The sequence below is a fragment of the Vibrio sp. NFR genome, from assembly GCF_027587095.1.
In the GTDB taxonomy this organism is placed as follows: Bacteria; Pseudomonadota; Gammaproteobacteria; order Enterobacterales; family Vibrionaceae; genus Vibrio; species Vibrio harveyi.
On record NZ_JAPPTN010000008.1, the window covers coordinates 227,488 to 244,211 of the forward strand.

4 protein-coding genes are annotated in these 16,724 nt (G+C 45.4%); all 4 read right to left on the reverse strand.

Features of this window, described 5'->3' with window-relative positions; translation table 11 throughout:
* Nucleotide 1: 1 nt before the first annotated feature.
* Nucleotides 2–3,517 carry a hypothetical protein gene (locus OH463_RS16740; RefSeq protein WP_269991743.1) on the reverse strand — a complete coding sequence of 1,172 codons (3,516 nt, stop codon included), beginning with the start codon at nt 3,515–3,517 and terminating at the stop codon, nt 2–4.
* A gap of 68 nt (nt 3,518–3,585) precedes the next feature.
* Nucleotides 3,586–14,667 carry a hypothetical protein gene (locus OH463_RS16745; RefSeq protein ID WP_269991745.1) on the reverse strand — a complete coding sequence of 3,694 codons (11,082 nt, stop codon included), beginning with the start codon at nt 14,665–14,667 and terminating at the stop codon, nt 3,586–3,588.
* A gap of 371 nt (nt 14,668–15,038) precedes the next feature.
* A complete protein-coding gene (locus OH463_RS16750; RefSeq protein WP_005452792.1) occupies nt 15,039–15,530 on the reverse strand; it encodes a DM13 domain-containing protein in 492 nt (163 codons plus the stop codon).
* A 425-nt stretch (nt 15,531–15,955) separates the two neighbouring features.
* Nucleotides 15,956–16,681, reverse strand: a complete 726-nt coding sequence (locus OH463_RS16755) for an SDR family NAD(P)-dependent oxidoreductase (protein WP_017189572.1) — start codon at nt 16,679–16,681, stop codon at nt 15,956–15,958.
* Between the last annotated feature and the right edge of the window lie 43 nt (nt 16,682–16,724).

Sequence of the window (16,724 nt, forward strand, 5' to 3'; positions counted from 1 at the left end):
CTTATAACTTACCAACTAGGTTAATGAACACGCCTGATGCGTCGTAATCGTCATCATTCGCTAGGTTGCCATCAAAGCCCGAGAAGTTGTAACCCACGCCGACTTTGAAGTTATCACTCAAATGTTTGTTAACGGAAACCAATGCGCCCTGCTCTAGCTCATCGTAGGCGCTGTCCGTCTTCCAATGGTACTCGCCGGTAACATCCCAATCTTTCATGACACGATAAGATGCACTCAAGCCGTACAATGAAATTTTGCTATCGACAGGAATGTCTTCGCCTGACTGACGAGTGAAGATTTCATGTTTGTCTTTGAATGCGTATTTCGCGCCTAAATCCCAGTTTGCATCCAACGAATAGATACCTTCAATTTCGATGATATGGCTCTCTTCATCTTTGTAATCTACATCGCGGTTGAGCTGGTCGAAATCCACCAAATAGGTGTAGCGAGATAACAAGTTCAAACGGTCGTTGTAGATTGGGCGATAAGCCAGTCCTGCCGTCGACTCAATAAAGCGAGCCAATACTTTATCGCTCGACTTACTCTCAGAGCGCGAGTAGTTGAACTTGCCAAATAAGGTGTACTCTTCCGTCAGGTGATGCGTGTAACGGTTAGTCGTCACCCATTGGTCGATACGTTTCTTATCTGGGTCTGCAGAATCATCGGTCTTGTCGACACGGTACTCCACTTTGTTCTTGAACAGCACGTCATCGATATCAATCGAAGTGCTAACGCTCACCGCTTGGCGCTCTGTGGTGATCTTCTGTTCGTCTTCGATTTCGCCTTTTTGGTAGCCGATGCCCATGTCGATGTCGTCGTTCATGTCGTAACCAAAGCCAAACGAGTCAATACGACCTTTGCCGTTGTTTTCATCAACAAATTGGTTTTCTTGGTAGAAATCAACCGTAGAAGTTAGGTCTGCACGCTGACCAACAATCACATTGTTTTTGCCTTCGTATGTGTCATCTACATAGGTTAAATACGTACTGTAATCTTCGGTTACGTCATACGTCACACTCGCTTCTGCGGCATCGCCACGATCGCCAGTGGTGTATTCAGCACCTACCACAAAGTCTTCTAGAATCCGGGTTTCACCACCCAGAGTGACGCTGTCGTTCTCGTCGTATTCATCCGTTTGACCTACGGTTTTCTGACCTTTGATATAAACGTTGTTATCGCTATCCCAGATGTAGTCAGCACGCAGACCCGCTAAGGTGCCTTTGCCTTTTTCATCTTGGTTGTTTAGCTCTTCAACTTGTTTACCCGCCGCCGAGATCTTGATGTGTTTGGTGACCTTAACTTGAGTTTCCAATTCCGCTTGTTGGGTATCGGTGCGTAAATCACCGTCTGATTCACGTTCTTCAACCGAGGTAAAGCGCGTCTTTACTGCAACTCGGTCAGTGGCTTGGAAACGGATTTCGGTACCGTATGACTCTTGCTCTAAGTCGTCATCTTGGCTGGCAAAACTGTAGCCTGCATCTTTGGATTTGTACCAAGCTTTGACGTCGTTACCCACTGCAGAAAAGACGTTCGGAGCGAGATCGTATAGGTTCATCACCCCTTTCACTTGGTAGATATCACCTTCGCGATCTTCTGCGTTATTGCCAATTGGGGTGAAAGTTAAACCTCCGTCTAAAGAGACGTAGTTAGAATCAGTTTGTCGACCTTTACTGTGCCCGAATTCGGCTTTTAAATAGGTGCCTTCTGAAGCACGCAAGGTTAAGTCTGTGCCGTATGCTTCGTAATCTTGATTGTCTTTTTCTTCGGTTTGGTAGTTTGCCCCGACGCCGATGTAATCGTTCACCCAACCTTTCACGCGACCACCAGCAGTCATAGAATCTATCGCATCAGTGCCTTGAGGCACGTACTCATAATCCACCGCAAGATAGTTGTCGTAGCCAGAAGAAGGCTGGTCGTTGATAACCGAACCAAAGTTGTCAGAAATGATGTTGTTTAGTGGTCTGGTTAGAATGATGCGACCTTGATACGGGTCGATTTCATAGTCTCGTCCCGATTGCAGTGGCATTTCCTGAACCGTAATGCTGCTATCAGGGTCAACAACTTTCACCATCACCTTGTCGCTGCCCGGAACCACTTCACCATGACGCAAGAAGTACAACGAACCACCAGTGCCTAAGAATTCATCGTGAGCAAAGAGCGAGTCCGATTCAGCCGCAAAACCAACGATGTTCAGGCGATCTTCACCAAACTTGGTGGTTGAGCGAGTACGGTAATCACCTTTGAAACCATATAAGCTACGGTTGTAATCGTTGTTGTCTGTACCCGTAATTCCTGTGTTGTAGTTACCCCACAACACATTGGATTTATCGTATTCGACGTTGAGATAAACCTTACCTTTGGTGTTGACCACTTTGTAGATGTTCGAACTGTCACCGTAGTTGCCGTAATACATCTCATCGTCGTCTTCTAGAATGTCGAATACACTGGATGAATCAGAGGCAAACGGGTGCTTAAACATGTCTCGAACGTCACTCTCTTTGGTATCAAAGTGAGTAGTAATTCTGAGTTTGTCACCAAACTTACCCTGTCCAAAGTACGCTAAGCGTCCTTGGTTGTAGATGTCATCTTGGTATTGGTCGTCGACGGCCAATGCCGCTGAGTTACCGGTGACCTTGTTTTTACCAATGTAGAAGTCAGCAAGACCCGCTTGTACCCAATACTCATCTGGAATACGCACATAAAGCTGATAACGGCGCTCTTCACCATTGTCGAACACCACGCGAGTTGGGAATAAATAAGCGTCTGCTGGTAGGTATTGCTCTGCGTATAGCTCACCTTCTTCCACATCGAACTCATCTTCGCCAATCACAACTTTGTCGACACCTTTTAACCCTGTACCCATGAATCTTGCCAGACCCGCAGAAGTTGGAATGTTGTGACGCATTAATTGGGCTTTACCAAGTTTGCGGCTTTGATCCTCTTCGCCGTCATTCTTGTCAATATCAACTTCAGAATCAGGCTCAACAAGGTCAATCACACCTACTGTAGTCACGTCCATATTGCCGTCTTTATCGAAGGCTTTTAGGCGGAACAACAGCTGTGTGTTCGATTCAAATTGGTAGTCTTGCGTGGTAGCGCCGTCCCAAACAATGTTGAAGTCATTAGCAAATTGCTGTCCTTCTACCACGGCTAATGGGTTCACTAAACCGCGGTCTCCACCCCGAAACACCTCAAGTTGGTAATGATCGACGTAGTAGCTAAAGTTGGTCGTAATAGCGAAGCTCATCTCTTGTAATGGCTTGCCATCTTTCACTTCCACATCACTGCTGATGCTCAGGTCGAGCACTGGGTCAAAACGCATAATGTCGCGGCTTACCCAAATCGCACCTTGATCTAAGTAGATGCGCGAGTTATCTGTTTGTTCGTGAGCTTTAACTTCAATACCCAGAGAGTCACTGTCAAGTTTTTCCAATTGGCTGGTGTCTTTCGCGTAGGAAAGTATCGGCAAACCAGCCGCGATGCACATTGTCAGTTTTGATGGTCTCAATCTAATCATAATAATCCTGCTTAACCGTTTGAATTGTCGGCTGGGACGCACCCAGCCAGCGTCTGTTCTTCGAACGGTTAATCATCCCCACTGCTTTGAATACTGAAGTTAAATTTCGTCAGCTTGTTTGGTGTAATTCGGCGTACTTTCGGGTTCTCACTGATCACCTTCATGCCTGTTGGTAGCGAGTCTGTGTCAACTTTGACCAAGAACTGCTTACCTTTCTTATTCAACACCCACTGATCTGGAACGTGGTATCGACCATATTGGTCTGTCTCGATAATGATGCCTTCGACGGTCAGTAATCGAACGCCTGGAATGCCATCTTCGTATAGCCCTTTGTTCTCTACGATGATTTCCCATAAATACGCATCACCATCTCGGTAGAGGTTTCTCACTACATCAATGTTCTCTGCTGACAGACCTTTTTTCTTGTCTCCTTTGTGCTTGGTAATCGCATTACCTTGCTTGTCGAACTCGATATACGTGCCGTTATCCGTGGTCACCTTGAATGGGAAGCCTTGGCGAGTTCGAGTCTTGAATTGGAATGCCACTTTGTTGCTGTGCTCAAGCGTTCGATTGCGTGACAAGCCGTATAACTCATCCACTTCGTAGCCTTTGTCGATGCTCGACATCAGCACACCTTGACCTTGTTGCGTGACTTGAACGTCTTTAAGCTGCGTTTCAACACCATCTTGCGTAATGAAGGTTGAACCGGGAATGTAGTCACCTGCGGTTAAATCGACATCGATATAAATATCATCCGCTGTCGCATCTGCTTGGAAGCCGTCACCATTGTGATCCTCAAACACCTTGCCGATGATCGAAGCGGTGTCGAATACCTTATCTGGCATCACTTCCACCGTTGCACTGGCTAGATTAGATTTCACGACATAGCTTGTGGTCGCACTCTGAGCAGAGAAGCTCTCTGCTGGTGGCGCTTCTGCCCATGCAGTGTTGGTATAGACACCAAAGGTGGCACCGACACTGACCCGCATTAGGTAACGAATACGAACAGAATCAGCCGTTTTAGAATCGCCTTTGCCGTAAATATTCATGTCACCAACGTCAAAGATCAGCTGATTGGTTTTGGTCGGGTCCACTGAAATTTGAATATCATCTGAAGTGTCAAATACACCATCAGGACCGCTATTCACCATCTCAGTAGAATCTGGGATATAAGCAAAGCCACCTGGGTAACGGTCCACCAAACGCACACCCGTGAATGGGTTTTCTTTATCTTCGTTAGTGATGGTTACTTCGTACTCCACCACTTCACCTACACTCGCTTCTGACTTACTCGCAACCTTAGTTACGGTCAGCATGCCTTCGTTGTAAGCTTGTTTCTTCACTTTGATAGTGACATTGGCGGTCGCAACTTCGCCCGTCGGCGCGGTCGCAGTGAAAACGTTGGTGAAGTTGTCATCAATACCCTGATTGATCTCGCCTGCCACCACAATTTGATACTCGTTACCTTGGTAGGCTTTCATGGTGTGGTTTGAGTCAACGTTATTATCTGAGTCAACCGATACCACAGCACCAGATTTAAGCTCGGTGATGGTCGCCGTCCACGAGGTAAATAACGCATTTCCATTGCTGCCAATCAACTTATCGATTTCATCCAACAAGTTAACGTTGTCAGCATCAGCAGAACCACGGTTGGTTGCCGTCATGGTAAAGGCGATTTCATCGTCATCATTGGTGTATTCGGTTTTATCCGCAACCTTGGTGACGGCTAGGATGATCGGCTGTGGCTTAATCGTAACGAAATCGTCAGCAAGCACATCACTCTCTGTTTTATCGTACGCATACGCATGGTTGGTAATTTCCCCCATGGCATCCACGTTCACGACACCTGTGATTTCGATTTCCAGTTTGTCGTTTGGAGCAAGCACTACACGACTATTGATATCCATGTTATCACCTTGGATTTTTGGCAACACGATGGTTCGATCATCACTGTATGAACTTGTCATTCTCCAACTGGTGAATGCAGCGGCTTCGGTGTCATGAATCGTATTCACCTTCAATTCAGAGAGCAGGTCTTTAAGTACAATCTCTTCGGTGAATGAGCCAGATTCGTTACTCAGCACGACATGGTAAGTTGCATTTTCGCCCGGACGGTAATATTCCTCGTCAACGGTTTTCTCAAGCTTGACGGACTCTGGCATCGATAGCAGCGTTGCACTCGCTTCTTGAGTATCACCGCGGAATGTGGCATTTGCGGTGTTTTCAATCTCACCCGTCGCATATTGATTAACAAGCCCTGTAATCACAAACTCAACTTCATCATTCGCAGCAATCGTCAGCATTGAGTCAATGTCTGCGTTCACTCCCGGAATGTTAGTGATGTCTGTTTCTGGATTGCTCTTATTCACATCAATACGCCAAGAGTCGAAGGCTTTAACGGTGGTGCCATCAAGGCGCACTACGTCAAGATCGCTGATGGCATCTTTCACCTCAACGTCTGTTGCTGGCACCGTACCTTCGTTCTTCACTTTGACACGGAAAGTCGCTTCTTTACCCGGAATGTAGTACTCACTGTCGGTGGTCTTCTCGATAGAAATACCCTGAGACTGCGGTTGAATCGTCGCGCTCGATTGCTGCGTGGTGCCATTCAAATCCGCAGTGGCAATGTTGGTAATGTCACTTGCTGCCAACGGATTCGTTTTCGCGGTAATTGTGAATTCAACGATGTCATGTGGTGCGATATCAATAACCGAACGAATGTCTCGATCATCTACCGGCATTGGCGTAATCGTCGTACGAGTGTCTTTGCTAGTGGTTTTAATTGTCCAACTGATAAACGCGCGATCACTGACACCATTCACGTTAGTCGTTCTGATACCCGACAGAATGTCATCGAGTTTGATGTCGTTATCAAAGCCATCAGTACCGTTGTATACACGAACGTGGAATACCGCATCCTCACCCGGAATGTAGATAGGTGATTCCACCGTTTTCTCTATCCATACTTCCTCAGGTAAGGTTTCCAAAGTTGCCGTAGCATCAATCGTTGCACCGCTAAACTCTGCTGTGGCAGTGTTTACAACGTTTGCGACCGCACTGACATTGACCGTACCCGTAATGGCAAACTCCACCGTATCACCTGGCGCAATATCAATATTGGTAGAGATATCATCATTTGGTCCTGGGACCTTCTCGATATTGGTGCGAGGGTCGCCCTTCGTAGTCACGATTGTCCAGTCTTTGAATGCTGGTGCCATAGCGCCGCCCGATGTCTCCACTTCCAGAGCAGAAATGAAGTCTTCCACTTTGACATCTGACGCAAAGCCTGAACCGTTGTTGGTCACTTTGACGCGGAAAGTAGAGAACTCACCCGGCTGGTAGTAACGCTCATCAGTGGTTTTCTCCAGAACGATGTCACCCGGGCGAGGTTTCAGCGTCGCAGTCGCAGTAACGTCTTTGCTGTTATGGTTCAAGGTCGCTTGGTTAACGATATCTCCTGTAGCCTCAGCATTGACGAGACCAATCACGTACAGTGTGATGGTGTCATTTGGCGCAAGGTCGATGTTGTAGTCAATGTCCTTGTCCACGACTAGAGAGTTTGCATCCACCGTTGTTAATGAACTGCCCGAGACGTATTGCACTGCCCATTGCAAGAAGGCTTGATTGGTCGAGCCATCTACCGTCGTTACTGTCAATGCGCCAATCTCATCTTTCAGGTTGATGTCATTGGCGTAGCTATTATCTTGGTTAACGATCTTCAAGATGTAGCCAGCTGCTTGGTTCGGACTATAGAACTCAACCATCGGTTCTTTTGTGAAGGTTAAATCTGGGATTTTTGCTGTACTGGTCGCTTCAGCAGTCTTGGTCGTGCCGTTATAAGTCACTTCGACCTTGTTAGTGACATCCCCGACAACTTCCGGATCTAGCTCCCCTTCTACGGTCAGAGTCACAACGTCATTTGGACCAATATCCAAACTACCGTCCAAGAACTCCCCTGTCGCTGATGGGAACTTTGTATCACCAGTTTGCGAAGCTGCATTAAAGAAGATAGTGCCAGACTCAAACGCTTTCACCGTTGCACCAGTAATGTTGGTAGAGGTGATGTCGTTTACAAGGTCTTTAACTTGAACGTCATTCGCCCAGTTCGCGGTCGTGTTTTCAATTTTGATTGTATAAGTCAGTGTATCGCCAGATTCATACTGGTTCTTATCAACCGTTTTATCGACAGAAAGATCTGCCGTCGCAGCAACATAAGTTGCTTCAGCTGTTTGGGAGCCGCTTGAATCACTCACTTCCACCAGGTTAGTAATGTCGCCAACAAGGTCCGCTTTTACGACACCTTCAACATGCAATTGAACCGTATGGTCAGGGTGAATGTTGTAACGAACTTGATAGCCTTCGCCTTTATCGCCTGTAATCTCCGAGCCAGCAATCTGTTGCGTCAGATTTGGGTTAGTGCCCACAACATTGATTGAGGTAGCAGACCAAGCATCAAACGCGCGCACTGGTAATGTAGAGCCAGCTTTATCGGCACGAATATTTTTCCAAAGATCAGCGATCAGGACATCCGTTGCGTAACCATCACCGGTATTTTTGACTTCGATGTCATAACCAATGGTGTCACCAGGGTGGTAGATAGCTGGCGTAGTCGACGTGACTTTCGTTACTGTCAAGCTGCCCGGTTCTGGGACAATCACCTTCTCTTTTAGGTTATAAGTGAAAAAGGTCGACCCCGAGTTCAACTTACCTTGTAGTTGGTTGGTAAACTCACCAACTGCGTCATCACGAACATGCCCTACAACCTCAATTAAAATCTCAGTGTAAGTATCGTCAGTCGCTTTACCGCCCATTTGTACTGTGACATCAATGTCGCTATTCGCGGCAATGCTATTGAGGTTAGTAATATCCGTATATGACGGGTTGCCATCAGAAATCACACGAGCGCTGACTGTCCAATCTTTTAATGCTACCTGCTCTGAACCGTCAGCCACTTTTACCTTGTAACTGCTAATAGCATCTCGAATATCAATCTTCTCGTTATTCGATGTTTGGTTTCGAATACGCATTTGATAACGAACTTCTGAACCAGGCGTGTAGGTCGGTGTATCTGTAGATTTTTGCGCGATTAGGCTCGACGTGCCTGGGTCAAGAACAACGGGGTTACTATCGTCACCATTCACCTTGGCGATGTTAGTGATAGTGCCTATTGCGTCTGCAGCTACCGTACCATCAACTTCGAATACCACGGTATCTCCCGGCATCAAATCAAATGCCGCATTAAGTGGCACTGTACCTTGATAATCACCAGTGATAGAGAATCTATCCGCATCTGGAGCACTGATAATGGCAACACTGTAATCTTGGAATGCTGGCTTGCCATCGGATGTGTTAATTGTGTTCAGTTCATCCACGATTGTGGCATCGTTAGCAATACTCTCACCGGTATTAGTAACACTGACTTGGTATTGCACTTGACCATTCGGGTTGTAATGACATCCAGAGCCCGAGGTCGATGGGAAGGTACAAGTGCTGCTGTCAGCCGTCGTACTCAGTACCGACTTTTCAAAGCTCAATACAGGAGCCACTGGTGGAATCACATCTGTGGTATCGCTTTGATTGCCTGCTCGCCCGGTGTTGCCATCAATGTCTCCTAACGCGTCAGGACGAACTTTTCCTTTCACAGTAAACTCTATGACTTCTTCGGGAGCGATATCAACTAACAGGTCCAAGTTATCGGATGCATCATAAGTTTCAATGTAGGTATCCTGCGTTCCCGAGGTACCTGTAGAGGTAAAGATATGAGAGATTGATGTCTCTGAGAATGCCGACTTCGTGGTTCCACCTACGACTTCAACACGAACGCCAGACACGATGTCTTGGATTACCGTCTGGTCACGCCAAACAGGCTCTGTATTAGTAACAGTAAACTTGTAAATCACCTCATCGTTAGGCTTGTAAGTATCGCCCGATGTGTAAGATTTACCTGCAATAGACACAATTTCTTTGCTCACGGCAAGGTTGCTGCCTTCCGGAGTAACCGTCGCTGCACTGAAGTTAGAGCCATTGTATTTCGGCTTCACTACGATTTGGTCAAGTGCGTCTTGACGAATTTGCGACTCCATAACAAAGTCAATCCAACCACCTGGAGCAATAGACAGCTTGGCGATATCAATATCGACATCAGCACCGCCTACATACCCATCGATCAGCGTCGTTGCTTCTCCAGAAGTCGTTGCCTTCACAGTCCAACCATATTGATCGAATGCTGGTAGCGTCTGTGAGTCTGCTTCACCATCCGCATTCTGTGCAGTACGAACTTTGACTTTCGAGAAAAACTCTTCGAGAGATTTGTTGTACTCCAGACCTTTACCCTTGTTCTCGATACGCAAGTGGTAAACGATCTTCTCGCTACTCGTTGTGTGATTGTAAGTGGTTTTATGCGTAGCAAACGTTGTATCCGTATACGCTTTATGCGTTTTAGAGATATTTGCTGGCAGCATGTTCACTGGCTCTGATGGCAAGTTATGGCTGTTATCAACGACGGCTACGTTGAGAATTTGCCCTACGGCTTGCTCACTAATCTTCGCCTTAATGGTGTACTTAACAAACGTACCGCCGGTTACAAACTCATTTGCCGCGAGGTTGAAGTTAGTATTGATGTCCGTGTTGTTACTGACTTTACCCGCATCACTGATCGTACTCGCGTCCACACTCGGAGTAATCGTCCATGAGTCAAACGCACGACCTTTCACACCGCCAAAGTAATCCGTTTGAATTTTGCTGATTTCATCTTTGATTGGCATCTGATTGATGTGAACGTTGTTTAAGTTCTTCAATAAGATTTCGTATTCGATGTAACCACCAGGCGTGTATCCACCTGTCAATTCGGTGGTGCCATCTTGGTCATAGAGTTTTACGACGTGTTTAGAGAAATCGTATTTCTCGGCAGATGCCTTAGTCTCTGCACTCACGGTATCGCCGTCGACGGTCAATAGGTTTAGGATCTTACCCACCGCATTTTTATTGACGGTTGCAGTAACTACATACTCAATCTTTGTACCCGTCGGGATGGAGGCATGGGTATTGATGTCTTTGTTATTCGCGATACTGCTATCTAAATCGAGGATCGCTTTATCACTGCCACTCACAATACGTGGCGCTACCGTCCAACCAGAATCAAAGGCTTTTTCATTTTTACCATCGACGAGATCAACCGTGATACCCGACAATTCATCAATCACTGGGATGTTATAGGCGTTACCTTTACCATCGTTTTCAATGGTTAATCGGTAAACCAATGGCTTCCCTGGCTCATAACTGGATTGATCGACCGTTTTACTAAATGAAAGATGGTAGCCATTTGGAACAACTGTGATACCACCGATAGTAATCGTGCCTACGGCGTCCTCACGAACAACACCTTCCACTTCAAAAGTCACCGAATCACCACCAGCCACATCAATCGTTGTATCGATGTTCTGGTTATCTGCAACGGTGCCATCCAAAGTACCATCGGTGGTTCCTTTACCACCTTTGCTATCTTGCTTACTTACATCAACGGTATAGCCAGACGCATATGGCGTATCTTTGCTACCATCAAGTAGCTGAGTCTTAACACTATCAATATCTTCTTGAACTGAATGATCATTCACATAGCCCGTTTGAGAAGAAACGGTCACTTGATAGGTTAAAGTATCACCCGGCGAGTAGAAGTTTGATTCTTTACCGTTAACCAGCAGCTTTCTGACCACGTCACCGCCATTGTAAGCGCGCTCCATTTCGTGGTGAGAAACGTGTGAATCTTCGTCGTTGCCGACATAACGATACACGTAGGCATCATTTTCAATCTTGTTGTTGAGAGTGGTTCCATCCAGTGAGCCAACAACGTTATCTTTGACGCGTGCTTTGATCTGAAAAGTTCGAATCTCTCCAGGGTCTAGGCTCATTGTCGCGCCTTTACCACCCGGTGGGTAGATAAAATCATCGTTAGTGGCAGGCTCGAAATCTGAACCAGTCTTAAACTGCCAGTATTCAAACGGGTTTTGGTCAGGAAAATCTTGGAACTGATTGTCTTTGTCGTTCGCTAGAACTGATTTGATATCATTCAGATAGTCGTAGACTTTGAGTCCATGTTCTGTAGTTGAACCATTGTTTTTGACACGGATTTCATAAATCACGTCCTCACCAGGAATAAAGCGAACTTTATTGGCTGTTTTAAGAATCGAAACGTTTAATGAATCCCCAGATACATGACCGATTTCAGCAGAAGATGACTGATTCAAATTGGTCGAAGGATCGTAGGTTTCAGCCGTGTTAGAGATTTCACTCTCCTTGTAATCGTTCTTAACGACACCAGTTACAACGAATGTTACAGAGCCATCAACTCCACTTACATTGGGGTCAATATCGACTCGGGCATCAAGATTTTCATCCGTTTGGTAACCACTTGGGTCCCCTGCATAGCTGCCTGTTTTATAAGGCGAATTGTTTGAGTCAGTTTCAGAGGTATAACTCCAGGTAGAAAAGGCATTAAGAGCTTTGATATCATCAAATACACGAACTTCGTCTGCATAACCAAGCCCTCTGTTTCTTACCGTTATTTTGAAAGATACCTCTTTTCCTGGAATAAAATCATCATCTGGAGTTGTCTTCACAACAATGATTTTTGGATCATGTGGATACACGGTAACCGTATCAACCACGGAAGATTGAATGCCTGAATCTGGCGTTTTGACATCCGCAGTGTTGTTAAAGCGAGTAAAGAGGATTTCATCAGGCGTATCACGATCGATTTGAGCCACAATGGTGTATAGCACTTCCACGTTCGGTGGAATCTGCACTTTAGTATTTAAGTCCGTGTTGTCAGCGAACGTACCAACATCGGTATATGTAGCGTTTCCATCTAAGCGAGGGTCATCCGAAATAATCTCTGCACTAATTTGCCAAGACTTAAACACTGGTTTCGTCATGCCATCTGGCTCAAGGACGCCAGCTTTAATCGTCGACAATAGATCTTTTACTTCAACGTCAGTCGCGTAGCCATTCTCTTTCGCGTTCTTTAGACTGATTTGGTACGTCACTTCGTTGTCTAATTTTGAGTAAGCCGTCTGCTCACCATGGAAGCTTGAATCTGTGTTTGTTTTTACTCGCTTGTTTAACTGAATCACAAAGTCACGCGGGTCAGAGCCACGGTCGGCATAAACCGAGCCATCCACAGTCACTTGGTTAGAGATATGTCCATTTGCGAGCGGATTGGTTTCAGCAACAATGGTGTATTCGATGTAAGAGTGAGGCTGAAGCGTCGCAATCACATTTAGGTTATCCGGGAACTTCACCTCACCAGCAATGCCGGTGTCACTTGCGGTTGCAGTACTTCCGTCGTCTTTGAAAGCCTGTGCGGTAATAGTCCAGCCCGTATACGCGGCGATCTCACTACCATGAATATCTTGAGTTTTGACTGACTTAAGGTCATCCAAAACCTGAACTTGGTTAGCGAAACCATCACCATCATTAGTTACTGTGATGGTGTAAGTCAGAGCCTGACCGGAAGAGTAGAAACGACTGTCGACATCTTTGCTCGCACGTAAATTATCGTCCGGCGTTTGTACACCAGATCCTTCTTCCGTCACGTTATCATTGGCACAGCTTGCACTGTCATCCAAAATAAGACCGGTACTCGTATCACTCGTTTTTGCCGTTAGCTTGTATTTGATCGTTTTGCCCGGCGCGATATCCGGTGTCAGTGAAAGCGGGCTTGACGTCCAAGTACCATAACTAAACGAACCAGGGTCCGAACCAATGGAATCCTCACCTGAAATAACATCCACTTTCCACTTTTCAAAAGCTTGACCATCGCCCGCGCCGCCTGCTTGTTCAGTCACCACACAAGTCAGGTTATCTTGGACCAAAAGGTTATTGGCAAAATACTTGGAAGAGCCATTGGTAACCGTGATTTCGTATTCAATCTCACCACCTGGCACATACTCTGACGCCGAGGTCGTTTTGGTGATTGAAATGTCGGAATCTGCAACACTCAGTACTTTCTCTGCATTTACCGTGTCTGAAATACTTGAACTCTTAACTAGGGTGTCAGCTTGATCCGTCACTGACGCAGTGAAACCTTGCAGAGATCCAATGGTAACAGGGGTTAACGTTGCTTTAACTTGGTAGGTAATCGACTCTCCTGGATAAATCGAAACGATATCATTGAAGTCAACGTTCGTTTGCGTACTGCCCGCATAAGATGAATCTGACTTTCCACCAATGTTTGATACCGTGATGTCCCAAGCATCAAAAGGATTTCCGTCCACATCCGTATTGTTGTAGGAAGAAGTACGATCATTAGCTAGACCATTTGGGCTAACCAAATCTTTAATATTCTGTTTTACATGATAATTGTGAGCAATCGCTCCGCCGTTGTTGGTGACTTTGATTTGAAAATCAACCTCACCGTTAATTAGGTAAGGAGATGTCGACTGTAAAGTATGCGCCAGAGCGATATCTGGATCTGCCGGAGGCGTTGTAAGTTCACTACTGTTAACAGTGCCAGCACGAGTCGTTGATGTCGCTTTGGTGACAATGTCGCCAACAAGGTCATCAACAACGGTCGCTTTGATGGTGTAGGTGACGTGACCACCAACAGAGAGCTCAGCGTCTTTAACCGACAAATCACCAGAAGTAGCAAAAGTACCCGTTTTGCTGCCGGACGAGGCTTTAGCACTGATATGAACATCACTGAAAGCTGCACCTGTTGAGCCATCTTGTTTTTGAGCCGTCAGCGTCTCGAACGCTTGCTCGATATCTAAGCCTTTAACGGTAACAGAGCCTCTGTTGGTCGCAATCAGCTTATAAGTTAGCTTACTCCCCACTTGGTATTCAGCCGGCTGAACGGAAGCTTCTAACGTGTAGTCGTAATCCGCAGGAGTAAACGTAATCGTTGATGTATTGGTAAACGTCGTTTCTGTGCCGGAAACGGTACCTTTTACCTCGGTGTTGCCTAAGACAATATCCTCAGCGGCGTCATCCGCAACGGTCGCTTCAATTTGGTAAGTAACCCGTCCAAAAGGGAGTAGGCTAGCCCCATTCACATCGAGGTTACTGTTACTTGCGGTGTAAGTGCCTGGGCTCGAACCTAATGTATGAGAATCAGAGATTGTTAAGCGGCTAAATGCTTTATTCGAACCAGACATGACTTCCCATATCTTATTCGTTACAGCAACATTACTAATAGTATTCGCTGTTGTATTTTTCACATCAATGGAATAACTGATTACTTCCCCATTTTCATAAGCAGTTCCTGATGTGGGACTAAACGATATTTCAATTTCCCCCGCGGCCATCGCTTGGGCGGAAACTAAAAACATCAAAAAGAATAAAGCGAGATAACGTTGAATCACTGGCACAATACTTTTCCGACTCATACAAAATATTAATCATTTATTGATTTATGACAGGACAGCGCCCCGTCAAAATACAGGCGTCGAGATACTGGCGACAGAAACGCTCCTTTTGTCACGTTTCTGTCAGTTATTATTCGACATGAGTTAAAATTGTTTGGGTATTAGCTCTGATTCATTTTTGCGACAGATTTGAGCTGTGCAGACGTAATAAATTCACCAAAGGTTTCACACCAAACAATGACTGACGTGTAGTTATCTAAGGGCAGATCTTGAGGAAGAGTGACCATAAAACGGTCAAATGTTTTCACCTCTCCCACCTTCACCATTTGTGACTTCAAGCGATTAAAATCCGCCTCGGTTTCAACAAACGTTGGTGAGAGATACAGCTTATAATCCGGTCCAGGAGCCAATTCTCCTTGAAAAGCAATCGTATCTTCAGTGACCCATAGATCCCCTTCTCCCCAATGAAGAAAGTCACTATCTGTTCGATTTCGCTCGAACATGCCACGGTAGAGAACACCTTCCGAAGAGTTAGACACAACCGAAACATCTGGTGAATCAGGTTGGATAAGAATAGGCAGTGCATAAATACCCGCAGCAAAACCCGCCACTGCAAACAAGATGTGGCTCACAAGCAATAAAATCCATTTCATCGTTATACCTAGCTTTAACTAACAAGACGTCAATATCAAAGTTAGTTCATAAATCCATTTAAAACAGAGCATTACTACAAACTCAGAAATTTCCTATATAGTTTTAAGGGCAATATCACAATTTCGGTGATAATTTCCCCAACCCATCGCCTTTTTAAAAAGTATGTCACTGTTTTTTAATATATGAGTCCTAACCCGAAGCATGAAAAATAGATATCGTCGCCACTGGTTTTAGAGTGTATCGAAGCAGAGGAATTATCATTCGGCATCTTTTGCGCAAAGAGTTTTTTAAATGCCTATTTCAAACGGTGAAAATGAATGTACCCAAAAAACAGGGAGGAGAATAAAGAGGAAAGTAAACGACTACCGATAAAATAATAAGAAGTACTCTACTGAAGAGCACTTCTGTACCCAAGAAAGTAAGCTTAATCAATCAAACTGTCTTGATAGATCATTTTCTTGCTCATTCCACCATCGACAACCAAGTTGTGTCCATTAATAAAGTCATTCTCTGGATGAGTTAAGAACAAACACGCATTTACAATATCTTTTGCCTTACCTACTCGACCCGATGGATGCTGCTGATGGTCAAAGCTATCTAAATCTTCATACCCTTCAACTTGTATCCAACCAGGGCTTACAGCATTAACGGTAATGGGAGTATCAGACAGAGAAATCGCCATGGATTGAGTCATCGAAACTAAGCCTCCTTTAGATGCACCATACGCATCCCAACCAGCTTCATTTTGATTCCAACGTGTCGAGGCAATGTTGACAATTCTTCCAAAAGATTGAGCACGGTTTAATGCAATAAATCGACGTGAACACGCAAACGCCCCTTTGAGATTGACATCAATGACTCGAGAGAATTCTTCAAAAGTCAGTTGTTCAACTGGTTTGTTAAAGTTAGCGATTGCACCGTTGTTGATAAGAATATCAACCTTACCGTGTGCACGTTGGATCTCATCAAAAGCGAGCTCAATCTGCGTAGGCTGCCCTAGATCGACGTGATAAAACTCGACGCTCGGATTTTGGTTTACGGCAATATCAAACACAATGACCTTCGCTTGTTGGTCTAAATAAGCCTGCGCGAGATACTTACCAATACCTTGGCTGCCGCCTGTAATAACCACCACTTTGTTTTTGTACATACTGCGTTCTTAATTGTTTGAGATGACATTGTTTGAGATGACC